The organism is Microbacterium sp. BWT-B31, from assembly GCF_041379855.1.
Classification (GTDB): domain Bacteria; phylum Actinomycetota; class Actinomycetes; order Actinomycetales; family Microbacteriaceae; genus Microbacterium.
In genome coordinates, this window is sequence record NZ_JBFECU010000001.1 from 100313 (window position 1) to 123875 (window position 23563).

Below are 23563 nucleotides of genomic sequence, written 5' to 3' on the forward strand. Positions count from 1 at the left end.
CGCGTCGAAGCTCAGCGCGGCCCGGGCCGCACCGTCAGGTCGCTGATGACGGCGTCGCGGGGCAGGTCGAGCGCGGTCAGGATCGCGGTCGCCACCGACTCCGGATCGATGAACGCGCTCGCGTCGTAGTCGCGGCCTTCCTGCTCGTGCACCTTCTGCTGCATGGGCGTCGCGGTGCGGCCGGGGTAGACGGTCGTCACGCGCACGCCGTGTGGAGCCTCTTCGCCGCGCAGCGCGTCGGCGAGCGCCTTGAGAGCGTGCTTCGAGGCCGCGTACGCCGACCACTCGGGGTGGGCCGTCAGGCCCGCGCCCGAGTTCACGAACAGCACCTGTCCGCGCGCTGCGCGCACCGCGGGCAGCACGAGACGCGTGAGCTCGGCGGCCGACACGAGGTTCACCAGCAGCTGCGACGTCCACTTCTCGACCGTGAGCTCGGCGACCGTTCCCAGCTCGACGATGCCCGCGGCGTGGATCACCGAGTCGATCCGGGCGGGAAGGCTCGCGCGGGCGACGGCGTCGGCGAGCGATTCCGGATGCCGCAGATCGGCGACGATCGCACCGTCTGCGCCGAAGCGCTCGACGAGTTCCGCCGCCCGCGCCTCGTCGCGCGCGAGGAGGACCAGCCGGTCGCCGCGGTCTGCGAGGCGGCGGGCGACGACCTCGCCGATCCCGGAGCCGGCCCCGGTGAGGACGTGGGTGTGAGGCATCCGTCCATCTTTCCATCCGGCGCTCCGGTGTCGTGTGACGGTGTGTTGCGCCATGTGTCATGTCGACGCCGTGGCGAGTGTCACATCGGCCCATCGCCGGCGCGATGCGGTGAGCATGGATATATGACGTCCCCCCTCATCTCCGCGCAGGAACTGGCAGATCTGCTGCGTCGCGACCCGAATGTGCGCGTCCTCGACGTGCGTTGGCGGCTCGACGAGCCGGAAGGGCGGCCCGCCTACCTCGACGGGCACGTGCCGAACGCCGTCTACGTCGACCTCGAGCACGAGCTCGCCCGGCGCGGCGATCCGGGCGAGGGGAGACATCCGCTGCCCACGCGGGAGCAGCTCGAAGACGCCGCGCGCCGGTGGGGCGTGAACGCGGGCGACCAGGTCGTCGTCTATGACGACCTGCAGTCGATCGCCGCCGCGCGCGCGTGGTGGCTGCTGACCCGCTCGAGCCTGCCCCGCGTGCGGGTGCTCGACGGCGGGCTGCGCGCGTGGGTGGCCGAAGGGTACGCGCTCGAGACCGGCGATGTGCAGCCGCGGCGCGGCACCGTCGCCCTCGATGAGATCGACGGGGGTGTCGCCGGGATCGACGATGTCGAGGACTGGGGCTGGCGGGGCGTGCTGCTGGACGTGCGCGCACCCGAGCGCTACCGCGGCGAGAGCGAGCCGATCGACCCGATCGCCGGGCACATCCCCGGCGCGCGCAACCTGCCCACGACCGTGCACGTGCGTGCCGGGCGCTTCCGTGAGCCCGACGAGCTGCGCGCCGTCTTCGCGTCGGCGGGCGCGGCGGACGGGGTATCGGTCGCCGCCTACTGCGGCTCGGGGATCGCCGCCACGCACACCGCGCTCGCCGGCGCGCTCGCCGGCATCGAGGTCGCCGTGTACCCGGGCTCGTGGAGCCAGTGGTCCAACACGCGTGGCCGGCTGGTCGCGGTCGGCAGCACCCCGTCCGCCGAGGTGGTCACCGCGTGACCGAGCCGTTGATCGTCGGTGCGATGGTGCGCACCCTGGGCGCGTATCCGTCCGGGTGGCGGCATCCGGGTGCGCACGCGGATCCCCAGACGGATGCCGCGACCCTGCGTCGCATCGCACGCCTCGGCGAGGACGCCGGCCTCGACTACCTCTTCTTCGGAGACTGGCTCGCGACCGGTCCCGACCTTGAGTTCCGCGACCCCTACCTGCTCGCGCGCATCGATCCGCTGAGCGCGGTGCTGTACCTCGCCGGAGTGACCGAGCGCATCGGGCTCATCGCGACCGTGAACACGACGTACGCCGATCCGTACGCGACAGCTCGGGCCACGGCATCCCTCGACGTCCTCACCGGGGGGCGTGCGGGAGTCAACCTCGTCACCGGCGCCGAGCCGCGCGCGGCCGCCAACCACGGACGCGACGCGCACGCCGACAACACGACGCGGTACGACCGTGCCGAGGAGTTCGTGCGGGCGCTGCGCCTGCTGTGGGAGTCGTGGGACGAAGACGCGTGGATCGCCGATCGGCTCACCGGCAGGCTGATCGACCAGCGCGGACTGCGCCCGGCCGCGCTGCGGGGCGAGCACGTGCGGGTGGCCGGCCCGCTCAACGTCGCGCGGCCGCCGCAGGGACACCTGCCGCTCGTGCACGCGGGCACCTCGGACCGCTCGCGCGCACTCGCGGCCGGCGAGGCCGACCTTGCGCTCATCGCGTCGCCCGATCTGCACTCGGCGCGTGAGACGCGGGCCCTGCTGCGTGCGCTGGCTCGCGACGCCGGGCGCGATCCCGACGACGTCAAGGTGATCGCGCCGGTCCTTCCGGTGGTGGCAGAGACGGATGCCGCCGCCCGCGCGATCGTGGACCGCCTGCTGCTGCTGGTGCCCATCGACGACGGGGTGGCCTCGCATGCCGAACGTGCGGGCTTTCCGGCGAACCGGTCGCTGGGGGCGTTCCTGGATGCCGCGGGCATCGCGACGGATGCCGCCGCACGGCGCGCGTCGGTCGACGCTGCCCTGCCACCCGCCGACGCCGCGGCGTTCGGCGAGGCCGGGGCGCGCGTGCTCGCGCTCGTGGAGCAGCGCACCGGCCGTCGCGTCGGTGGTCGGTCGCCGGTGACGTGGCGGCACCTGATCGCCGCGCATGCCGTGCCCGCCGCGTTCGTCGTGGGCGACGCGGCGACGGTCGCGGATCATTTCGAGCGCTGGCGCGACGACCACGCCGCAGACGGCTTCAACGTGCTCTCGGCCTTCCAGCCCGCTCAATTCGAGGCGTTCACGACCCTGGCCGTTCCCGAGCTGCGCCGCCGCGGCCTGCTCGGCCGCACCGGCGCGACGCTCCGCGAGCGCCTGGGCCTGGGCGCCCCGCGTCTGCTGCACGCCCTGGCCGCCACCGACGTCACCACCGCCGGCTGAGGCGCGAACTCTGCCACGCGGCGCCCGGGATGCGGCATCCGCGTTACCTCGTGTGAACAAGTGTGAACGCGTCTTTCGAGGGGTGACGGGGAGTGTCGTCACGCTCAGCGGCGCACGCCGCGGTCTCTCTAGCGTGGCGGTCAGAGCTTTTCACCACCCGAATCGCCGTCCATCAGGAGAGATCACATGTCCCGTCCCGCACTTCGCGCTGCTGCAGCGCTCGCCGCGGTGGCCCTCGCGAGCACGCTCGCCTCGTGCGCGTCCGGCGCCGCTCCGACGAGCTCGGACGAGCCGGCCGGCGAGCCGGTCACCGGCGGAGCCGTCACCTACCTCGAGCACCAGACCTACACGAACCTGTACCCGCCCCAGGCCGGCTTCTACCCGAACGGCGGCATCGTGAACAACATCACGGCGCGCCTGACCTGGCAGAACCCCGAGACTCTCGAGATCGAGCCGTGGATCGCGACCGAGTGGACGGTGAACGACGACGCGACCGAGTACACCTTCGAACTGCGCCACGACGTGACCTTCTCGGACGGCACGCCGATCGATGCGGCCGCCGTCGCGAAGAACTTCGACACGTACGGTCTCGGCAACCCCGACCTCGGGTTGACGGTGTCTGAGGCGATCAACAACTACGCTTCGAGCGAGGTCGTCGACGCCGACACGGTGACGTTCCACTTCTCGGCCTCGGCGCCCGGCTTCCTGCAGGCGACGTCGACGATCAACTCCGGCCTGTTGTCGCCCGGCACCCTCGACCTGTCGCTCGAGGAGTTCGGCGCGGGAAACGCGACCGACATCGTCGGATCGGGTCCGTTCGTCATCACCGACGAGAAGCTCGGCACCGAGCTCACGTTCGCCGCGCGCGATGACTACGACTGGGCGCCGGCGAACTCCGAGCACCAGGGCCGCGCGTACGTCGACGAGATCCACCTCATCGTCACGCCCGAGGACTCGGTGCGCATCGGCTCGCTGCTGGCGGGTCAGGCCGACTACATCCGCTACGTGCAGGCGTTCGACGAGGCCCGTGTGGAGTCGTCGGGCTTCGACCTGTACGCACCGCAGACCCGCGGCGTGAACAACTCGCTCAGCCTGCGGTTCACCAACCCGCTCCTCAGCGACATCCGCGTGCGCCAGGCCCTCGTGGCGGGTGTCGACGCCCAGGAGGTCGTCGACACGATCTTCACGACGAACTACCCGAAGGCGACCTCGGCCCTGAGCTCAAGCGCGCTCGGGTACAAGGACGAGTCCAAGTACTACGCGTACGACCCGAAGAAGGCCGCGAAGCTGCTCGACGAGGCAGGCTTCACGCCCGGCGCCGACGGCATCCGCGAGAAGGACGGCGAGCGCCTGTCGCTCACCGTGTACGAGGCCCAGCCGCAGCCGCTGTCGAAGCAGACCCTCGAGCTGGTCGCACAGCAGCTGAAGAAGATCGGTGTCGAGCTGAACGTGAAGGCTGCCGATGCCGGCACCTACGCCGAAGACATCAAGGACCCGCTCAAGACGCCGCTCTACCACTCGATGGTCGGCCGCGCGGACTTCGACGTGATCAAGAGCCAGTTCTTCACGAAGAACCGCAACGTGCTGCTTTCGGACGACGCGAAGCTCGACGAGCTGCTGTCCGCGGTGGCGAGCGAGCCCGACTCCGACAAGCGCGTCGCCGCCACGCAGGCCGTGCAGGACTACCTGGCCGAGCAGGCGTACGTGATCCCGCTGTTCGAGGAGCCCCAAGTGTACGGCGCCGCGCCGTACGTCCACGGCATCCAGTTCGAATCGGTCGGCCGCCCGCTGTTCTACGACGTGTGGCTCGACAAGCACTAGGCACGTAGGCGAGGACTGACATGCGCTACGCGCTCCGCCGCGCCGGGCAGGCCGCGATCGTTCTGATCGCGGCCTTCACGGCCACCTTCATCCTGCTGCAGCTGCTGCCGGGCGATGCGATCCTGATCCGGTACGACAACCCCGAGTTGGGGCTCACGCCGGACCAGATCGCGCAGATCCGCGTCAACTACGGAGCGGATGCCCCGTGGTGGCAGCAGTACCTCGAGACGCTCGGCGGCTATCTGCACGGGGACTTCGGGTTCTCGACGCAATACGGCACGCCCGTGCTCGAGCTGATCGGCCAAGCGCTTCCGCCGACGATCGCCCTCGCGTCGGTGGGCTTCGTCGTGGCGGTCGTGCTCGCGGTGGGGATTGCGTTCCTCTCGGCCCTGTCACCTTTCGCCTGGCTGCGCACGGTGCTGCAGGCGGTGCCGGGCGTGTTCGTGTCGGTGCCGGTGTTCTGGCTCGGCATTCTGCTGATCCAAGTGTTCTCGTTCGGGCTGGGCTGGGTGCCGATCGTCGGCGCCGACCCGGTGGCGGGGCTCATCCTCCCGGTGCTGACGCTGGCGGTGCCGATCTCGGCCCCGCTCGCGCAGATCCTGGTGCGCTCGATCGACGAGGTGCAGCTGCAGCCGTTCGTGACGGTGATCCGGGCGAAGGGCGCGTCGGACGCGCGAGTGCTGTGGGCCTCGGTCGCCCGCAACGCGATCCTGCCGACGCTGACGATCGCCGGCGTGCTGTTCGGCGAGCTCATCGGCGGAGCGGTCGTCACCGAGACGGTCTTCGGCCGCCCCGGCATCGGCCGGCTCACAGAGCAGGCCGTGGCCAACCAGGACATCCCGGTGCTGCAGGGGATCGTCGTGCTCGCGGCCCTCACCTTCATCGTGGTGAACCTGATCGTCGACCTGCTGTACCCCGTGCTCGACCCGCGCCTGCGCTCCGGCTCGCGCCGGGCCGCGCTCGCCGCCGACGCCCCGCGCTCCGGCGACGAGGCATCCGCGGATCAGGACGTGCACGGACGCGACCGAGTGGAGGCATCCGCATGACCGCTCCCGCCCATCCGCAGGGTCTGGACGCCCGCTCGATCGTGACGCCCGAAGAGGCGGCCGTCGCCCAGGGCGCGGCGCTGGACGAGTCGAGCGGGACCGTCGTCGACCCGGTCGCCCGCGACGCCGGCGCAGAGCCGGGTCGCCCGTCGCGTCGCTCGCAGGCCGCGAGCCTGCTCGCCCGCAGCCGCCGCCCCTCGTGGACACTCGTGCTCGCCGTGATCGTGGTGGTGATCGCGGTGCTGTGGGCGATCGTGCCGTGGCTGTTCACCGGCTACGACCCGATCCAGGGCGTGCCGGCCGAGAAGCTGCAGGCTCCGAGCCTCGCGCACTGGTTCGGCACCGACGCGCTCGGCCGCGACCTGTTCGCGCGAGTCGTGCACGGCGCCGTGAACTCCCTGTCCGGCGCGCTCATCGCGGTCACGGTCGGCCTCGCGGTCGGCACCCTCATCGGCGTGCTCGCCGGGTCGAGCGGCGGCATCGTCGATGACATCCTCATGCGCGTGGTCGACGTGCTGCTGTCGATTCCCGGCCTGCTGCTGATGCTGTCGGTGATCATCCTGCTCGGCTTCGGCACGGTCAACGCCGCGATCGCGGTCGGTGTGGTGAGCGTCGCGTCGTTCGCGCGGCTGTCGCGCTCCGAGGTGGTGCGCGTGCGGCGCAGCGACTACGTCGAGGCCGCGTTCGGCAGCGGCGGCACCTTCGTCGCCGTGCTGTGGCGCCACGTGCTGCCCAATTCGCTCACCGCGGTGGTGGGCCTGGCCGCGCTGCAGTTCGGCACGGCGATCCTCGCGATCTCGACGCTGGGCTTCCTCGGCTACGGCGCTCCGCCGCCCACGCCGGAGTGGGGCCTGCTCATCGCCGAGGGTCGCAACTACGTCGCCACCGCGTGGTGGCTCACGACCCTGCCCGGCCTCGTCGTGCTGGTCGTGGTGCTGAGCGCGAACCGCATCAGCCAGTCGCTCGGAAGGAGCAGCCGATGACCGTGCTGTCGATCGAAGACCTGCGGGTCTCGTACGCCGGCCGCGCCGGGCGGCGCGAAGTCGTGCACGGCGTCTCGTTCGACGTCGCCGAGGGCGAGGTCGTCGCGCTGGTCGGCGAGTCCGGCTCGGGCAAGTCGACGACCGCGCACGCCCTCATCGGCCTGTTGCCGCAAGGCGGACGGCTCGACGCCGGCGCGGTGCGCGTGGGCGGCGCCGACATCGCGGGCTGGTCGTCGCGGCGCCTGCGCGCGGTGCGCGGCACCCAGATCGGTCTCGTCCCGCAGGATCCGACCTCGTCGCTGGACCCGGTCCGCCCGATCGGTGTGCAGGTCGGCGAGATCCTGCGAGTGCACGGCGAGCGCGACTCGCGCGTGATCAAGGCCCGCGTGCTCGAGCTGCTCGAGCGCGTCGGACTCGACGACCCGGCCCTGCGCGCACGCCAGTACCCGCACGAGCTGTCGGGCGGCATGCGCCAGCGCGTGCTCATCGCCACTGCGATCGCCCTGCGACCGCGCCTGATCATCGCGGACGAGCCGACCAGCGCCCTCGATGCCACGGTGCAGCGGCGCATCCTCGACCTGATCGACGATCTGCGCCGCGAGGGCGGCACCTCGGTGCTGCTGGTCACGCACGACCTAGGGGTCGCCGCCGATCGCGCGCAGCGGATCGTCGTGCTCAAGGACGGCCGGGTCGTCGAAGAGGGGCCCGCCGACGGCATCCTGTCGGATCCCCGCGACCAGTACACGCGCCAGCTGCTCGCCGACGCCCCGGCGCTCGCCACCGGCTTCCGGCAGGCTCCCGCACCGCTCTACCTGCGGGATGCCTCGGCCGCCGCAGCCGAGAACCCCTACGCCATCACGGCCACGGGGCTGATCAAGGAGTTCTCGGCGCGCGGGCGCGAACCGTTCCGCGCGGTCGACGAGGTGTCGTTCCGCGTTCGGCGGGGCACCACTCACGCGCTCGTGGGAGAGTCCGGCTCGGGCAAGACGACGACCGCGCGCCTGGTCACGAGATTCCTGCATCCGGATGCCGGCACCATCGACCTCGCCGGCACCGACGTCGCGGGCCTCAAGCGCGACGAGGTGCGGCAGCTGCGGCGGCGCATCCAGCTCGTGTACCAGAACCCGTTCTCGTCGCTGGACCCCCGGCAGTCCGTGAGCGCGATCGTCGCCGAGCCGCTGCACAACTTCGGCGAGGGCCGCCGTGCCGACCGGGCCGAGCGCGCCGCCGAGCTGATCGACCGCGTCGCGCTGCCACGGGACGTGCTGGAGCGCTCGCCGCGAGAGCTGTCCGGCGGGCAGCGCCAGCGCGTCGCCATCGCACGCGCCCTCGCGATCCGGCCCGACGTCGTCGTGCTCGATGAGGCGGTCTCGGCGCTCGACGTGACCGTGCAGGCGCGCATCCTCGAGCTGCTCGAGTCGCTGCAGCAGGAGCTCGGCCTGACCTACCTGTTCATCTCGCACGACCTCGCGGTGGTGCGACGCATCAGCCACACCGTGTCGGTCATGCGCCGCGGCCGCATCGTCGAGGACGGCCCGACCGAGGTGCTCTTCGCCGATCCCACCCATCACTACACGCGCGAGCTTCTCGCCGCCGTGCCCGGACGAACGGACGTCGCCGTATGACCGCCCCCACGCTCGCCTTCTTCACCCGGCTTCTCGACGAGGCGCCGCCGGCCCAGCGCTACCGGCTGGCGACGGATCAGATCCGTCACGCCGAGCGCTTCGGCATCGAGCGCGCATGGGTGGCGCAGCACCACTTCCACGCGTCCGAGGGCGGGCTTCCGTCGCCGTTCGTGTTCCTCGCGCACGCGGCGGCCGCGACGAGCGAGATCCGCCTCGGCACGGGCGTCGTGACGCTCCCGCTCGAAGACCCGGTGCGCGTGGCCGAAGACGCGGTGGTCGCCGACCTGCTCTCGGGCGGGCGCCTCGACCTCGGTCTCGGCAGCGGCGGCACGCCGGCGTCGTTCCCGCCCTTCGGCCTCACCGTGGCAGACAAGACCGTCGCGTACGAGGCGAAGCTGCAGACGCTGCTGGCGGCCCTCGAGGGTCGCGAGATCGGCGCGGGGAACACCCTGTACCCGGATGCCGGAACCCTCGCCCAGCGTGTGTGGCAGGCCACCTTCTCGGCCTCGGGTGGAACCCGCGCCGGGGTGCACGGCCACGGACTGCTGCTCTCGCGCACCCAGCCGCGTCCCGCCGACGACCTGCACGCGTCGCTCGCCGCGATCCAAGACCCGATCATCGACGCCTACCTCGAGGCACTCCCCGCCGGCGCGCCGCCGCGGGTGACGGCATCGCGCACCGTCTTCGTCGCCGACGACCGTGCCGACGCGCTGCGCTTTGCCGAGGTCGGGCTGCGCCGGGCCGCTGACGGGTTCCGCCGCGGGGGTCAGACCATCCCCGGCGACACGATCGACGAGCTCATCGTCGCGCTCGACACGCACCTCGGCACGCCCGAGGAGGTGGCCGAGTCCCTCGCCGCCGACGCGACGCTCGCCCGTGCCGACGAGGTCGCCTTCCAGGTGCACTCCGTCGATGCCCCGCACGAGTTCGTGCTGCGCTCGATCGAGCTGTTCGCGACCGAGGTCGCGCCGTCGCTCGGCTGGGCCACGCGCGACAGGTCGCTCGCGGCCGCGGGAGCGGCATCCGATCCCTCCCTTCGAAAGGACGACGCATGACAACCCCAGACACCGTCGACACGATCGCGCGGGTCGCGCCGGACGGCCTCGTCGCCGCCGTGCGCGCCCGGCGCCCCGTCACCCGGGCGCAGCTGCAGGCGAGCCACGACGCGCTGTTCGCCCCGGTCGATGACGCCGAGTTCCCGGTCGCCGAGCGCGCGCTCGTCGCGGCGTTCGCGACGCGGCTGACCGCCGACGACGCGACGGCGGCGCACTACGCCGACCTGGCCGCGGGCGCCGATGCGCAGCGCGCGGCGGTGGTCGCTGCTCTCGGCGCCGGCAGCGCCACGACCGGGCCGTTCGGCACGTATCGCGAGGAGGGCCTGGTCGAAGAGAGCACCGAAGGACGGCGTCTGGCGATCGACAGCGCCGCCCGCGACGCGCTCGGCGAGCGCCTGGCCGCCGCGCTCGAGCACACGCACCTGCTGGTCTACCGTCCGCGCGAGGCAGCCGGCGACGCGCTCGACCGCCTGCTCGAGTCCGGCTGGAGCATCGACGGCATCGTCACGCTGTCGCAGCTGGTCTCATTCCTGGCATTCCAGCAGCGGGTCGTGGCCGGCCTGCGCGTTCTCGAGGAGGCATCCGCATGACTGAGACCCTGTCCGACACCCGCGCCCACACCTACGACGCCCCGCACCCGCACGCGTTCACACGCGGCGAGGTGGGCTGGCTGCCTTGGCTGGAACCGTTCCCGCAGGACGACCTCACCGACCGGCACTACGAGGGCCTCGTCGACCGCGGCCGGGCGTCGAGCGACTACTTCCGGCTGCTCGTGCGCGACCCCGAGATCCTGCGCTCGCGCACGCTCGTCGACAAGGACATCTTCTACAACACCGCCGAGGGCCTGCCTCGTGAAGAGCGCGAACTCGCGGCGGCGGCGGCATCCCGGGTCAACGGCTGTGTCTTCTGCGCATCGGTGCACGCCCGCTTCGCCGCGCATTTCTCCAAGAACCCCGAACTGGTCGACACGCTGCTGCGCGAAGGAGTGGCTGCCGATCTCGGCGAGCGCTGGAACGCGATCACGGATGCCGCCGCCGCCCTCACCGCGACACCCCTCGCCTTCGGCCCGGCGCACGTCGAGCGGCTGCGCGCCGCCGGTCTCGACGACCTCGAGGTCGCCGACGTCATCCACGGCGCGGCGTTCTTCAACTGGGCGAACCGACTGATGCTCTCGCTCGGACGCCCCGTCGCCCCGCCCGACCAGGCCTGAACCGCCCGAGCCCGCCGACCCGTCCCGCCGCACGCCGCCTCGAGTCCTGTGCGGCGGGACGGGTCCGTGCGCCGGCTGAGTGCGCACTAGGCTCCCCCACATGGGCAGGTTCATCTACGACGCGTCGGGCAATTCGGTCGAGATCGACGACCGCACGCTGGCGCACCTGCGCATCGTGGTGATGAACAAGCTGCGCCGGTCCGAGGCGTTCATGTTCGACGTCGACATGGGCGACGGCAGCGGGCGCCGCAGCTTCTGGATGCATCCGTCGGTGCCGATGCAGTTCCATTTCTTCGGCAGCCGGCAGCCGCGCATCAACCGGGCGTGGGTCGAAGAGCTCATGCAGGCCGCGAGCGGTCCCGCGGGGCTGACCATCGTTGCGGAGCCCCCCGAAGAGGCGGTCGAAGAGGGGTGATCCCCGCGCGGGGGCGTGGCGCCCGCAGCGTCAGGGCTCCGGCGTCGTGCCGGGCTGGATGACGGGTGTGGGCGCCGTGTCGAAATGCTCCGCGATGAGCGTGATGCCGCCGGACGAGTTGGCCGAGTTGGCCAGTTCCTCGATCCATTCGCGGCTGAGTTCGGCGGGCTCGGGGTCGTCGAAGACGAACCGCAGCGGAATCGACGGATGCAGCCAGATCGTGCTGCGCCCACGGGGCTGATCGTCGGGGTGGCGCCACGAGACGGTGAAGCTCTCGTTGCGGCGCAGCTTGGTGGCGATGACGACCTTCAAGTGCGCCAGGGCACGGTCTTCGACGTGGATCGCGGTGGCGCCGCCTCCGTAGTAGATCGTGCCCATGCGGCAACACTAAGCCGTGGTCGCCTCGGTGGTCGCATCCGTTCCGAGGCTGCCGAGCGGGTCGCGCAGCAGACCCGCGAACGCGGCCTCTGCCGCGCCCACCAGCAGGCGGTCCTCGGCGAGGACCGCGGTGCGGATCTCGAGGTCCTCAGCGGCCGCGGGCATGCACTGCACGCGCACTGACGCGTCCAAGGCGTCCGGGTCGCTGTCGGCGATCGTGGCGAGGAATCCGCCCAGCACCACCACGGCGGGATTGAGCACGTTGACGACGTTCGCGAGGGCCGTGGACAGGATGCGCCGCTGCCGCGCGAGTTCGAGCGCGACCGTAGGCGAGTCCGACATGGCGATCGCCGCGGCGAGTGTGGGCTCGTCAGCCGCGCCGAGGCCCACCGCGCTCAGCAGGCGCGCGCGGCTCACCTCGTCCTCGAGCACCCCCGCCGCCGCGCGGCGGTCGTCGGGGGACAGGATGCCGGGGCGGTTCTGACCGAACTCGCCCGCGTAGCCCGACATGCCGCCGACGGGTATGCCGTGCACGATGAGCCCGCCGCCGATGCCGCTGGCTCCGCCGTTGAGGTAGACGAGGTCGTCGATCCCTTGGCCCGCCCCGAACAGATGCTCGGCGAGCGCGCCGAGGGATGCGTCGTTGCCGACAGCGGTCGGAAGGCCCGTCGCGCTCTCGACGAGCGTGCGGATCGGGGCATCCGTCCACTCGAGGTGCGGCGCGACCCGCACCAGGCCGTCCAGTGCGCGCACGAGCCCGGGCACCGCGACGCCGGCCGCGACGATGCGGGACTCGGCCAGTACGGAGGTGCGCCACTGGTCGGTCACCTCGGCGATGAGCCCCGCCGCCTCCTCGGGCGGCATCAGGTGGTCGACGTCGATGCGGCGGCGCGCGTGGAGCGTGCCGTCCAGCCCGATCGCGGCCATCGTGAGGGCGTCGACCTCGGGGTTGGCGGCGATGGCGACGACCGACGGGTCTGGGGCCACCACGGGTGAGGGGCGCCCGACCTTGTGCGAGGGATCCGGTGCCCGCTCGATGGTGAGGCCTCGCGAGGTGAGCTCGGCGACGAGGTCGGCCACCGTCGACCGGTTGAGGCCGGTGAGCGCGGTCAGCCGCGATCGCGAGAGGGCGCGCTCGAGGTGGGCGAGCTGCAGGATGCGCGCCAGATTGGCGCGCCGCACGCCCTCGACGGTGCCGGCGCGGTCGGTCATCCGTCAACTGTAGGCGAACGCCGTGAGCGGCGGCGCTGCGCGCGCCGAATATGTTGGCCTTGACTCGAAATAGGGAACGGCCTATTCTTATGCCGTCCAGATCACTTTCGACGTGGGAGTCGAAACTTTCGAGAGGTTCGAAGATGAACAAACGCAGCGCAATGCGGTACGCCGCGGGCGTCGCCGCAGCCGGCCTCGCGGTCGGCATGCTCGCCGGCTGTGCCGGCGGCGGTGGCGACGGCGCCGACAACGGCGACGGCAACGTCACCATCACGTGGTGGCACAACGCGACGTCGGGCCCCATGCCCGCCGTCTGGGAAGAGGTCGCCCAAGAGTTCGAAGACGCCCACCCCGGCGTCACCGTCGAGCAGACCGGGTACCAGAACGAAGAGCTCCAGCGCACGCTCATCCCGAACGCGCTCGCGGCGGGCGACCCGCCGGACCTCTTCCAGGTGTGGCCGGGCGGTGAGCTGCGCGACCAGGTCGCCAACGGCTACCTGATGGAGCTCGACGACGTCATCCCCGACACGATCTCGTCGGTCGGAGCCACGGTCAACCCCTGGCAGGTCGACGGCAAGACCTACGGCATCCCCTTCACCTTCGGCATCGAGGGCTTCTGGTACAACACCGACATGTTCGAGGCCGCGGGCGTCGAGGTCCCCACGACCTTCGACGAGCTGATCGACGTCGTCGGCAAGCTGCGCGAGTCGGGCGTCGTCCCGATCGCCGTGGGCGCCGGTGACGGCTGGCCTGCCGCGCACTGGTGGTACCAGTTCGCGCTGAAGTCCTGCGCTCCCGACACCCTGCGTGCCGCCGAGACCGACTTCGACTTCGACGACCCGTGCTGGGTCGACGCCGGCAAGCAGCTGCAGGACTTCCTCGGCATCGAGCCGTTCCAGGACGGCTTCCTCGGCACCAAGGCGCAGGAGGGCGCGGGCAGCTCCGCCGGCCTCGTCGCCAACGGCCAGGCCGCCATGGAGCTCATGGGCCACTGGAACGCCGGTGTCATCGGCGGTCTCACCCCCGACGAGCAGGTTCCTCCGTTCCTCGGCTGGTTCCCGGTTCCGGGCATCGCGGGCGCTGAGGGCGACCCCTCGGCCGCCCTCGGCGGCGGCGACGGCTTCGGCTGCGCGGCCGACGCTCCGCCGGAGTGCGCCGAGCTGCTCGAATTCATCATGAGCGAAGAGGTCCAGGCGAAGTTCGCCGCCAGCGGCTCGGGCATCCCGACCGTCGCGGCCGCACAGACCTCGCTCGAGGACCCCAACCTCCTCCTGGTCGCTCAGGGCCTGTCCGAGGCATCCTTCGTGCAGCTCTGGCTCGACACCGCGTTCGGCACCACCGTCGGGAACGCGATGAACGAGGGCATCGTCAACCTGTTCGCAGGTGTCGGCTCGCCTGAGGAGATCGTCCAGAAGATGAAGGACGCGGCAGCGACGCTGTAACGCCAAGCCTGCACATTCACATATGACTAGTTTGGTCACCACGCCCGGGCCCGCGGTCTCCGCGGGCCCGGGCCCTGCTCCCCAGCGCCGAGGGAACCGGCGCAACGTCCGCAAGTGGACCGAGATCGTCGTCTTCGTCGGCCCCGCGCTGATTCTCTTCCTCGGCTTCGTGATCCTCCCCGTGATCCTCGCGGCGATCTACAGCTTCTATAACCTGCCGCCGGCCTTCCGGTGGGAGAACCTCGCCGACCCCGGCCGCTTCATCGGCTTCAACAACTACGTGCGGGCGCTCACCTCGCCCGAGTTCCTCCGAGCGATCGGCAACACCTTCTTCATCCTCGCGGCGTCGCTCCTGGTCCAGGGGCCGCTTGCCATCGCGGTCGCCCTGCTGCTGAACCGCAAGCTGCGCGGACGTTCCGTCTTCCGCCTCCTGATCTTCGTGCCGTACGTGCTCGCCGAGGTCATCGCGGGTCTCGCCTGGCGCATGCTGCTCCAGCCCAACGGCGGCGTCAACGCGCTGCTGGACGCGCTCGGCCTGGGCTTCCTCAAGGCCAACTGGCTGGCCGACCCGAACATCGCGCTGTGGACGATCTTCCTGATCCTCACGTGGAAGTACCTCGGCTTCGCGATCCTGCTGATGCTCGCGGGCCTGCAGGGAGTGCCCGAAGAGCTCGCCGAGGCCGCCGCCATCGACGGCGCCACCTGGTGGCAGATCCAGCGTCACATCACCCTTCCGCTGCTCGGCCCCACGATCCGCATCTGGGCGTTCCTGTCGATCATCGGATCGCTCCAGGTCTTCGACATGATCTGGGTCACGGTCGCCCCCGCGGTGCGCCGCATCGCGACCGAGTCGATGGCCACCTACATGGTGCAGCAGGGCCAGTTCGCCGGGCAGCCCGGCTACGGCAGCGCGATCGCCGTCATCCTGTTCGTGATCTCGCTCGTCATCGCGCTGGTCTACCAGCGCTTCGCCCTGCGCCGCGACCTGGCCGGATCCATCACGAGAGGCGTCCAGTGATGACGACCACCACCATCCGAAGTGGCGCGATCGTCACCGAGAAGAACGAGCCGGCACCCGAGAAGCGCCGCTTCGATTGGGGCCAGCCGTTCGTCTACCTCATCGCGCTCATCCTCGCGGCGGTCGCGATCGGACCGGTGCTGTACGTGATCATCGGCGGCTTCCGCACGACCGCCGACCTGAACGCCGCCCCGGCGGGCCTGCCCGACCCGTGGGTGCTCGACAACTACGCGCGCGTCCTGACCTCGCCCCGCTTCTGGGGCAACGTGTTCGCGAGCGTCGTGCTCGCCGTCGCCACGACCGCCGGCGTCGTCATCGCCGGCATCATGGCCGCGTTCGTGCTCGCGCGCTACAACTTCCGCGGGCGTCAGGGGCTGTACACGCTGTTCGCGGCGGGTCTCATGTTCCCGCTGACGGTGGCCGCGCTGCCGCTGACGCTGCTGCTGCGCACGCTGGGCCTGCACGGCACGTACCTCGGAGTGATCATCCCCGGCATCGCGTTCGCGCTGCCCACGACGATCATCATCCTGGTGCCGTTCCTGCGGGCGATCCCCGACGAGCTCGAAGAGGCCGCCGTGATCGACGGCGCCACGCGCATGGGCTTCTTCTGGCGCATCCTGCTGCCGCTGGCGAAGCCGGGTCTCATCACGGTCGGCATCCTCGCGTTCGTCGCGAGCTGGAACGCATACCTCCTTCCGCTGCTCGTGATCTCGACGGGCAGCCTGCCGCAGGAGCTGTGGCCGCTGCCGCTGGGTGTCACGCAGTTCTCGACGCAGTACTCGCAGGACACCGGCTCTGTGCTGGCGTACACGTCGCTGTCGATGATCCCGGCGCTCGTGTTCTTCCTGATGGCCGAGAAGCGGATCGTCGGTGGTCTGACCGGGGCGGTGAAGGGATGACCGTGCCCGAGACCGGGATCGCTCCGTGGCGGGACGAGTCCCTGCCGGTCGCCGATCGCACCGAAGCCCTGGTGGCCGCGCTCACCCTCGAAGAGAAGATCGCGCAGCTCTACGGCATCTGGATCGCCGCGTCCAACGACGGCGCCGAGGTTGCCCCGAACCAGAACGAGATGACCGAGGACATCGACCTCGCCGACGTCGCGCCGCTGGGTCTCGGGCAGCTGACGCGCACGTACGGCACGGTTCCGGTCGATCCGGCCGCCGGTGCGGTGTCGCTGCTGCGCACGCAGCAGCGCATCGTCGACGAGTCGCGCCTGGGCATCCCCGCGCTCGCGCACGAGGAGTGCCTCGCCGGCTTCGCCGCGTGGGGCGCGACGGCGTACCCCGTGCCCCTCTCGTGGGGAGCCTCGTGGTCGCCGGACCTCGTGCAGCGCGTCGGAGCGCAGATCGGCGCGGACATGCGCAAGATGGGCGTGCACCAGGGCCTCGCGCCGGTGCTGGACGTCGTGCGCGACGCTCGTTGGGGCCGCGTCGAAGAGACGATCGGCGAGGACCCGTACCTCGTCGGCACGACCGCGACGGCCTACATCAAGGGGCTCGAGTCGGCCGGTGTCGTGGCGACCCTCAAGCACTTCGCCGGGTACTCGACCTCCAAGGCCGGCCGCAACCTCGCCCCCGTGTCGATCGGGCGCCGCGAGCTGGCCGATGTGATCCTGCCGCCGTTCGAGATGGCGATCCGCGAGAGCGGCGTGCGCAGCGTCATGAACTCGTACACCGACCTCGACGGCGTGCCCTCGGCGGCCGACGAGTCGCTGCTGACGGGTCTGCTCCGCGACACGTGGGGTTTTGAGGGCACCGTCGTGGCCGACTACTTCGCGATCGCGTTCCTGCTCACCCAGCATGGCGTGGCGGCGGACTGGACGGATGCTGCGCACCAGGCGCTCAAGGCGGGAATCGACGTCGAACTGCCCGGCCGCAAGACTTTCGGCCCCGACCTCGTCGCCGCCGTGCGCGACGGCATCGTGCCTGAGGCGCTCATCGACCGGGCGCTGCGTCGCGTGCTGTCGCAGAAGATCGAGCTGGGCCTGCTCGACGGCGCCGACGGCTACACGCCGGCGGTTCTGTCGGGTCGGGAGGATGCCACGGCCGACGACGTGCGCGGATCGGTCGACCTCGACCCCGCCGAGAACCGCGCCCTGGCGCGCGAGCTCGCCGAGCGCGCGATCGTGCTGCTGCGCAACGACGGCGTGCTTCCGCTCAAGACGCCTAAGCGCATCGCGCTCATCGGTCCGAACGCCGACGACCCGTTCGCGGTGCTCGGGTGCTACTCGTTCCCGCTGCATGTCGGCATCCATCACCCCGCCTTCGGGGCGGGCATCGAGCTGCCGACCCTGCGGGAGTCCCTCGCCCGGGAGTTTCCCGACGCCGAGATCACCTACGTGCAGGGCACGACGGTCGACGGCGGAGAGCGCGACTTCGACGAGGCGCTCGCCGCGGCGCGCGGCGCCGACGTCGCGATCCTCGCCCTCGGCGACCGGGCCGGCCTTTTCGGCCGCGGCACGAGCGGCGAAGGCTGCGACGCGGCCGACCTGACCCTTCCGGGGGCGCAGCAGCACCTCGTCGACGCGGTGATCGCCACCGGCACCCCGACCGTGGTCACGCTGCTCGCCGGTCGTCCGTATGCGCTCGGCTCTGCTGTGGAGCGGGCCGCGGCGATCGTGGAGTCGTTCTTCACGGGCGAGGAGGGAACCGGCGCACTCGCCGGTGTTCTCTCGGGACGTGTCAACCCGAGCGGTCGCCTTCCCGTGAGCGTGCCGTCCAACCCCGGCGCCCAGCCCTCGACATACCTCGCCGCGCCTCTCGCACGCCGCAGCGGGGTCTCGAACATCGACACCACTGCGGCGTTCGCGTTCGGCCACGGCATCGGCTACGCGCCGTTCGTGTGGGCGGATGCCTCGGCGTCGGCGGCCGAGCTGCCCGTCGACGGTTCCGTCACGGTGTCGGTGCATGTCGGCAACGCGGGCGATCGCGCGGGCGTCGAGGTCGTGCAGCTGTACCTGCACGACCCGGTCGCCTCCACCGTGCGTCCCGTGCAGCGACTCATCGCGTACGCGCGCGTCGAGCTCGGCGCGGGCGAGCGGGCGACCGTGTCGTTCGACGTGCCCGCCGACATCACCTCCTTCACCGGCGTCGACGGACGCCGCATCGTCGAACCGGGCGACCTCGTGCTGTCGTTCGGCCGGTCGAGCGCCGAGATCGTCACCTCGCGCACCGTGCGCGTGACCGGCCAGACCCGCGTGGTCGACCACACCCGCGCTCTGCACGCGACCGTCACGGTATTGCCTGACGCCTGACCCGTCCTGAGCGCGAGAGAGGGCGCGAGCGGCCGAGCCGCCCGCGCCCTCTCTCGCGTGCGCGTGCCGAGCCGCCCGCGCCTTCTCTCGCGTGCGCCCCGGCCAACGGCCCGCGGGTGGTTGAGCGAGCACAGCGTCCCGCGGGTGGTTGAACGAGCACAGCATCCCGCGGGTGGTTGAACGAGCACAGCATCCCGCGGCTCGTGTGCGCGGAACCTCGTCGCGTCAGCCCCCCGCCGCGCCACCCGCCCCGTCGAGTACGTGGTTTCTCGCCGAGTGCGCATGTCATCGACGCGGATGGCGTGCGGTTTCGGCGAGACCGCGGTTTCTCGACGGGCGGCGGGGCCTTGTCATGGATGCGCGCGGTCTCATCGAGAAGAGGGTTCGCGGTGCGCCTTGCCCCTGTGGGACGCTGCTCCGCCGAGTGGGCCGCCGCGTCGAGCCAGCCGCCCGGCGCGCCGCCCGGCCCGTCGAGTACGTGGTTTCTCGCCGAGTGCGCATGTCATCGACGCGGATGACGTGCGGTTTCGGCGAGACCGCGGTTTCTCGACGAGGGGCGGGTGGGGAGACGCGACCACCGCGGCACGGGCGCGTGGCGCGGCACCGGCGCCTCCGGGGAGGTGTTGCCGAGCGGCGCAGTCGACCCCGCACGGCGCGCGACCCAGGGGCGGGAAACGATGGGGCGGTGCGGGATGCCCGCACCGCCCCATCCGGCGGGCGTGTCAGCCCTGTCGCACCGGGCGCCGACGCACCGCGAACAGCAGGCCGCCGAGCACCAGGGCGAACGCGCCGAGGAACGCGATCCCCAGCGGGGCTTCGGCGCCCGTCACCGAGAGCGTGCCGCTGGCGGCAGCCCCCAGGATCGTGATGTCGACCCAGCCGATGAGCTGCCCCTCCGCGTCGAACACCGCGATGCGGTGCGCGCCGGGCTCGGCATCCAGCGGGATCGTCACCGAGAAGGTGCCGATCGACGACGACGTGCCTTCGGCGAGCAGTCGCGGCGTCGAGAACAGCCACGCCTCGACCTGCTCGTTCGCGTGTTCGTCGCCGAGGTCGATCGTGATGGTGTCGCCGGGGCGCGCCGACGTCGGCGCCGAGATCGAGCCGCGGCCCGCGTCGGTCAGCTCGTCGCCCGACAGCGGAGGCTGACCGGCACCCGGCTCGCCCGGCTCACCCGGCTCGCCCGGCTCGCCCGGCTCACCCGGCTCGCCCGGCTCGCCCGGCTCGCCGCCGTCTTCACCGGCGACCAGGTGCGCGACGCCCCAGCGGGCGGTCGTCTGGTACCCCGTGCCGGTGGGCTCGGCCCACGTGTGCACCGCGTACCGGGCACCGGCACGGCCGTCGTTGACCTGGAAGTCGATGCCGTGGAACGTGTCGAGCCCGCCGAGCGGCACGTCGCTCTGGCCGCCGGACTCTCCCGTCAGGTCGACCGCGAGCTCGACGACGTAGCCGCCGTCGACCAGCGCCGTCGCACTCGTGAGCCGTGCCGCCTGCGCTGCGGCGTTGCCCGCGCCGAACGACTGGTCGTTGTCGACCGTGACGCGCAGCTGCGCGTCGTTCGGGCCGTACCCGCCGCTCTTGCGGTTCTCGAGGTCGAGGAAGAGCTCCACGCTGTCCTGGTTCCACGGGTCGCTGCTGGAGACGTCGATGACCGGGTCGGTGACCTCGTACAGCGCGTAGAGCACATCGCCGCGCCACAGTGTCCGCACGGAGGCCTTCGCCCCCTCGGCGCTGCCCTCGACCCGGGTCGCCGTGGTGACCGGGTCGACGGTGGACCACACGGCGTCGACCTGACCGTCGACAGCGGGTGCGGCATCCGTCGCCTCGGGCACCTCGACGAACGACAGCGGCTCGAGGAAGGTGAGCGTGCCGGTCGACCCGGGCGAGTTCCACGCGCCGGCGACCGAGCCGCCGGCGACGACGCGCACGTCGAACTGCCCCGTCGAGCCGCGCGTGACCCCGGTGTGCGGCAGGCGCGCGACGATGTAGTGCTGGCCGTTGACGACCGTGTCGACCCCGTCGACGGACTCTGCCGCTCCGGGCTGGTACACGTACTCCGCGCCGCCGTAGGTGAACTCGACGCGTTCGAGCTCGGAGGGCGTGCGCACGAGGGCGGTGAGGTGGTCGTCGTTCCAGCGCAGCTGGAAGCCGCCGGCTGCGTTCGTGAGCGCGTTCTCGGGAAGGTTGCGCCACTCGACCGCATTCTCGAAGCCGTCTTCGAGCGCGACGTCTCCGCCGAACACGTTGGCCGTGGTGATGAGCGGCGGCAGGCCCTCGTCGTCGCCGGCGGCGCCGTAGTAGGCGGGCTTCGCGCCGAGCGAGCCGTCGAACAGCAGCGGCTGCTGCGCCGACCGCCACGAGCGGTTGTCGGTGAGGCCCCAGATGGTCACCGAGAACAGTTTCTCGGATGCCGGCGCCGCGGCCTCGTACGCCCGGAACACGTTGAACGCGTCGCGGTAGAAGTGCCCCTGCGCGATGCGGTTGGGCTCGTTGGCGGGGTTGATCGTGACGTCCATCTCGGTCACCGCCTGGAGCAGCCCGAGGCCCGCGAACCGGTCGAGGGCACCGGCGAGCGACGAGATCGGCGTGGTGACCGACACGTGGAACTGGTGTCCCACGCCGTCGACCGGCACGCCCGCCGCGAGCAGCCGCTTCACGAGGGCCTCGTACTGCTCGCCCTTGAGGTCCTGCTCGGTGTTGTAGTCGTTGATGAACAGCTTCACCGGGCGGTCGGTGCCGTCGGCGGCGTAGGTGTCGTTGAAGGCCTCGTCGGCGTATTCGAACGCGAGGTGGATGTACTCCTCGCCGAGCACGCGGTACCACGCACTGGTGCGCAGCCCGTCGGGCGTCGACTGGTCGGAGACGACCTCGTTGACCACGTCCCACGCGACGAGGGGGTTCGTGTCGGAGCCGAACAGGCCGTATTCGTCCGACATCCATTCGGCGATGTCGAAGATGTGCGTGCGCAGGCGGTCCCGCAGGAACTGCTTGTCGGCGTCGGAGTCGGTCAGCTCGCGCCCGCTGTCGTCCTGGAAGAACCACGCCGGGGTCTGCGAGTGCCACACCAGCACGTGCCCGTACAGGCGCAGGTCTTCGTCGCGCGCGTAGTCGAGCAGCGCGGCGGCCTGCGAGTGCGGCGTGAACTGCTTCTCGGCGTTGTACCAGTTCTCGACCTTCATGTGGTTCTCGGGCGTGATCTGGTCGAAGTGGTGCAGGAGCAGAGCGGATGCCCCGCCGCTGGTCTCGCGCTGGTCGATGGCGGCGCCGACGGGGAAGTCGACGGTGTCTTTGAGCGGCGCCAGCGACAGGTCGGCGTCGATGGGCTCGGGCACCCACACTTTGACCTGGTCGACGAGGAACGTCGAGGTGTTGCCGCTGTTGTAGCGCGCCTCGAAGTACAGCTCGGCGGCGGTGTCGTAGCCGGGCACGGTGAACTGGCCCGAGACCTTCGTCCAGCCGGTGTCGGTGGCGTTCTCGACCTGGACGAGGTTGCCGAACGTCTGCGTCGAGCCGGTCACGGTGCGCATCGAGACGGTGAGTCCGCGTCCGAGCTCGGAGCCCGGCGCGAAGCGCACGTACGCCTCGATCGCGTACGTCGCGCCCGGCAGCAGCAGGTCCTTCACGTCGTGCTGGATGCCGTCGCCCTCGTGCGTGCGGTTCGAGACCTGGGCTGCGTGCGAGGTGTCCAGCGCGCCGGCCTCGACCACGCTCACGGTCGGGTTCGACGTTCCGGAGCCCGCGCGCGGGGACCAGCCGTCGATCTGGCCGTCGTCGAAGTTCGTCTCGATCAGCACGGTGCCGGGGGCCTGACCGGGCGTCTGGCCCGGGTCGGTCGCGGGTGCCGTGATGAGCACGTCGTCGAGCAGCAGGTCCACGCCCGCCGTTGCGGCCTCGACGTAGAGGATCGCGGCGGGGTGCGCCGCGTCGCTCGTGTACACGCCCGACAGCTGCACCCATTCGGTGCCGCCGACGGTCGGCCGCGAGCCCACCCACGGGTACTCGTTGGCCGCCCCGGGCTGGTTCGCGCCGAGGTTGACGCCGACCGGGGTCGCGGCCGGGTCGGCCAGGCGCACCCACGCCGAGATGGTGTACTCGACCCCCTCGTCGAAGAGCGTCGACACGTCGATCGACGCGCCGTTCCACGTGTCGGTGCGGTTGGTGATGGCCAGGCTGTGCGCGCCGCCGTGGGCTGCGGCATCGGTCTGCGCGATGGTCGCACCGCGACCCGTCCACGGTGCGATGCCCGTCTCGAAGTCGCTCTGCAGCACGACCGCCGGCCCCGCGGGCTCGGCGGTCTCGGTGGTGATCTCGATGTCGTCGATCAGGTAGGTGTAGGGCGCAGCGGGGGAGAGCTCGGCGGTGCCGATGAAGACGTTCGAGTCGTCGGAGTCGGCGATCCGCGTGCCGGTCACCGTCGTCCAGGCCGACTTCGTGATGGTGGTGTCGCCCACCCAGTGGTACCCGGTCTTCACGACGAAGCGCGCGCTGGACGTGTCGGCGGGAGCGTCGGCGGCCAGGCGCACGCGGGCCGAGAAGGTGTACTCGGTGCCTTCGGCGAACAGACCGGTGGGGCTCTCGATCCCGACGTAGTCGGCGTCGCGCTCGTTGACGCTGAGCACCTGGTTGCCGGGGTCGTCGGGGTCGGCGACGTAGGTCAGGGTGCCGGCGCCGCCGCCTGACTGGGTCCAGCCGCCGAGCGTGCCGTCTTCGAAGTCCACCGACGAGACACCCGAGACGGCCGCGGTCGCGGCGGGGATGACGGACAGGGAGGTCACCAACAGGGCTCCGGTCGCGATCGCGGATGCGAAGGCGGAGAGGGCGTTGCGGCGTCTTCTCACGGGGCGCTCCTTTGCGCGCAGGGGGATTTGTCGTTCTCGCAAACTAATAGACAGGAGACGCCGGGCGGTGATCCCGTTACGCAACTGTTACGAAACTTCGTCGGAAGTTTCGCCATCGTGCCTCAGTGCGGCACGCGAAGGCGGAGGGATGCCGCGAAGCGGCGCATCCG

18 protein-coding genes are annotated in these 23563 nt (G+C 71.3%); 14 read left to right on the plus strand and 4 right to left on the minus strand.

The window, feature by feature from the left end; all coding sequences use genetic code 11:
* Positions 1–11: 11 nt before the first annotated feature.
* Positions 12–707, minus strand: coding sequence for an SDR family oxidoreductase (locus tag AB1K54_RS00485; protein WP_371200726.1), 696 nt, complete (start codon positions 705–707; stop codon positions 12–14).
* Positions 708–830: 123 nt separating this feature from the next.
* On the opposite strand from AB1K54_RS00485, the gene AB1K54_RS00490 reads away from it, so the two are divergent.
* The 10 genes from AB1K54_RS00490 to AB1K54_RS00535 all read left to right on the plus strand — a co-directional run bounded on the left by AB1K54_RS00490 (position 831) and on the right by AB1K54_RS00535 (position 11252).
* On the plus strand, positions 831–1688 hold the full coding sequence (locus AB1K54_RS00490) for a sulfurtransferase (protein WP_371200727.1): 858 nt from the start codon (positions 831–833) through the stop codon (positions 1686–1688).
* Positions 1685–3097: an NtaA/DmoA family FMN-dependent monooxygenase gene (locus AB1K54_RS00495; protein WP_371200728.1), complete on the plus strand. Its 1413-nt coding sequence runs from the start codon at positions 1685–1687 to the stop codon at positions 3095–3097. The genes AB1K54_RS00490 and AB1K54_RS00495 overlap by 4 nt, the downstream gene beginning before the upstream one ends.
* Before the next feature lie 186 nt (positions 3098–3283).
* Entirely contained in the window at positions 3284–4918 is a 1635-nt protein-coding gene (locus AB1K54_RS00500; RefSeq protein ID WP_371200729.1) for a TIGR04028 family ABC transporter substrate-binding protein, read from the plus strand.
* 20 nt (positions 4919–4938) lie between these two features.
* The gene (locus AB1K54_RS00505; protein WP_371200730.1) at positions 4939–5964 is read left to right on the plus strand and encodes an ABC transporter permease; all 1026 of its coding nucleotides are present in this window, start codon (positions 4939–4941) and stop codon (positions 5962–5964) included.
* A complete protein-coding gene (locus tag AB1K54_RS00510; protein ID WP_371200731.1) occupies positions 5961–6947 on the plus strand; it encodes an ABC transporter permease in 987 nt (328 codons plus the stop codon). Before AB1K54_RS00505 ends, AB1K54_RS00510 begins: the two co-directional genes overlap by 4 nt.
* The gene (locus AB1K54_RS00515; RefSeq protein ID WP_371200732.1) at positions 6944–8572 is read left to right on the plus strand and encodes a dipeptide ABC transporter ATP-binding protein; all 1629 of its coding nucleotides are present in this window, start codon (positions 6944–6946) and stop codon (positions 8570–8572) included. The genes AB1K54_RS00510 and AB1K54_RS00515 overlap by 4 nt, the downstream gene beginning before the upstream one ends.
* On the plus strand, positions 8569–9627 hold the full coding sequence (locus tag AB1K54_RS00520) for a putative FMN-dependent luciferase-like monooxygenase (protein ID WP_371200733.1): 1059 nt from the start codon (positions 8569–8571) through the stop codon (positions 9625–9627). Before AB1K54_RS00515 ends, AB1K54_RS00520 begins: the two co-directional genes overlap by 4 nt.
* Positions 9624–10217 (plus strand): CMD domain protein, encoded by a 594-nt coding sequence (locus AB1K54_RS00525; RefSeq protein WP_371200734.1) that lies wholly within the window; start codon positions 9624–9626, stop codon positions 10215–10217. Before AB1K54_RS00520 ends, AB1K54_RS00525 begins: the two co-directional genes overlap by 4 nt.
* A complete protein-coding gene (locus AB1K54_RS00530; protein ID WP_371200735.1) occupies positions 10214–10837 on the plus strand; it encodes an alkylhydroperoxidase domain protein in 624 nt (207 codons plus the stop codon). Before AB1K54_RS00525 ends, AB1K54_RS00530 begins: the two co-directional genes overlap by 4 nt.
* Positions 10838–10937: 100 nt before the next feature.
* A complete protein-coding gene (locus AB1K54_RS00535; RefSeq protein WP_371200736.1) occupies positions 10938–11252 on the plus strand; it encodes an ATP-dependent DNA ligase in 315 nt (104 codons plus the stop codon).
* A gap of 30 nt (positions 11253–11282) precedes the next feature.
* Here AB1K54_RS00535 and AB1K54_RS00540 read toward each other — a convergent pair whose 3' ends face one another.
* The gene (locus tag AB1K54_RS00540; RefSeq protein ID WP_371200737.1) at positions 11283–11630 is read right to left on the minus strand and encodes a hypothetical protein; all 348 of its coding nucleotides are present in this window, start codon (positions 11628–11630) and stop codon (positions 11283–11285) included.
* Between the two features lie 9 nt (positions 11631–11639).
* Positions 11640–12842, minus strand: coding sequence for an ROK family protein (locus AB1K54_RS00545; RefSeq protein ID WP_371200738.1), 1203 nt, complete (start codon positions 12840–12842; stop codon positions 11640–11642).
* A 143-nt stretch (positions 12843–12985) separates the two neighbouring features.
* Between AB1K54_RS00545 and AB1K54_RS00550 the strand changes: the two genes are divergently transcribed.
* Genes AB1K54_RS00550 through AB1K54_RS00565 form a run of 4 tightly spaced genes read left to right on the plus strand, consistent with a single transcriptional unit; the run spans position 12986 to position 18555 of the window.
* On the plus strand, positions 12986–14284 hold the full coding sequence (locus AB1K54_RS00550) for an ABC transporter substrate-binding protein (RefSeq protein ID WP_371200739.1): 1299 nt from the start codon (positions 12986–12988) through the stop codon (positions 14282–14284).
* A gap of 22 nt (positions 14285–14306) precedes the next feature.
* Entirely contained in the window at positions 14307–15302 is a 996-nt protein-coding gene (locus tag AB1K54_RS00555) for a carbohydrate ABC transporter permease (protein WP_371200740.1), read from the plus strand.
* The gene (locus AB1K54_RS00560; protein ID WP_371200741.1) at positions 15302–16201 is read left to right on the plus strand and encodes a carbohydrate ABC transporter permease; all 900 of its coding nucleotides are present in this window, start codon (positions 15302–15304) and stop codon (positions 16199–16201) included. The genes AB1K54_RS00555 and AB1K54_RS00560 overlap by 1 nt, the downstream gene beginning before the upstream one ends.
* Entirely contained in the window at positions 16198–18555 is a 2358-nt protein-coding gene (locus AB1K54_RS00565; RefSeq protein WP_371200742.1) for a glycoside hydrolase family 3 N-terminal domain-containing protein, read from the plus strand. Before AB1K54_RS00560 ends, AB1K54_RS00565 begins: the two co-directional genes overlap by 4 nt.
* Positions 18556–19277: 722 nt before the next feature.
* Here the strand turns inward: AB1K54_RS00565 and AB1K54_RS00570 are convergent.
* A complete protein-coding gene (locus AB1K54_RS00570; RefSeq protein ID WP_371200743.1) occupies positions 19278–23393 on the minus strand; it encodes an endo-1,4-beta-xylanase in 4116 nt (1371 codons plus the stop codon).
* Between the last annotated feature and the right edge of the window lie 170 nt (positions 23394–23563).

Coding starts and splice junctions, on each gene's coding strand:
- AB1K54_RS00530 (WP_371200735.1), top strand. CDS start 10,214: ATGACTGAGACCCTGTCCGACACCCGCGCCCACACCTACGACGCCCCG.
- AB1K54_RS00565 (WP_371200742.1), top strand. CDS start 16,198: ATGACCGTGCCCGAGACCGGGATCGCTCCGTGGCGGGACGAGTCCCTG.
- AB1K54_RS00515 (WP_371200732.1), top strand. CDS start 6,944: ATGACCGTGCTGTCGATCGAAGACCTGCGGGTCTCGTACGCCGGCCGC.
- AB1K54_RS00545 (WP_371200738.1), bottom strand. CDS start 12,842: ATGACCGACCGCGCCGGCACCGTCGAGGGCGTGCGGCGCGCCAATCTG.
- AB1K54_RS00485 (WP_371200726.1), bottom strand. CDS start 707: ATGCCTCACACCCACGTCCTCACCGGGGCCGGCTCCGGGATCGGCGAG.
- AB1K54_RS00560 (WP_371200741.1), top strand. CDS start 15,302: ATGACGACCACCACCATCCGAAGTGGCGCGATCGTCACCGAGAAGAAC.
- AB1K54_RS00520 (WP_371200733.1), top strand. CDS start 8,569: ATGACCGCCCCCACGCTCGCCTTCTTCACCCGGCTTCTCGACGAGGCG.
- AB1K54_RS00555 (WP_371200740.1), top strand. CDS start 14,307: ATGACTAGTTTGGTCACCACGCCCGGGCCCGCGGTCTCCGCGGGCCCG.
- AB1K54_RS00500 (WP_371200729.1), top strand. CDS start 3,284: ATGTCCCGTCCCGCACTTCGCGCTGCTGCAGCGCTCGCCGCGGTGGCC.
- AB1K54_RS00550 (WP_371200739.1), top strand. CDS start 12,986: ATGAACAAACGCAGCGCAATGCGGTACGCCGCGGGCGTCGCCGCAGCC.
- AB1K54_RS00525 (WP_371200734.1), top strand. CDS start 9,624: ATGACAACCCCAGACACCGTCGACACGATCGCGCGGGTCGCGCCGGAC.
- AB1K54_RS00505 (WP_371200730.1), top strand. CDS start 4,939: ATGCGCTACGCGCTCCGCCGCGCCGGGCAGGCCGCGATCGTTCTGATC.
- AB1K54_RS00540 (WP_371200737.1), bottom strand. CDS start 11,630: ATGGGCACGATCTACTACGGAGGCGGCGCCACCGCGATCCACGTCGAA.
- AB1K54_RS00490 (WP_371200727.1), top strand. CDS start 831: ATGACGTCCCCCCTCATCTCCGCGCAGGAACTGGCAGATCTGCTGCGT.
- AB1K54_RS00535 (WP_371200736.1), top strand. CDS start 10,938: ATGGGCAGGTTCATCTACGACGCGTCGGGCAATTCGGTCGAGATCGAC.
- AB1K54_RS00510 (WP_371200731.1), top strand. CDS start 5,961: ATGACCGCTCCCGCCCATCCGCAGGGTCTGGACGCCCGCTCGATCGTG.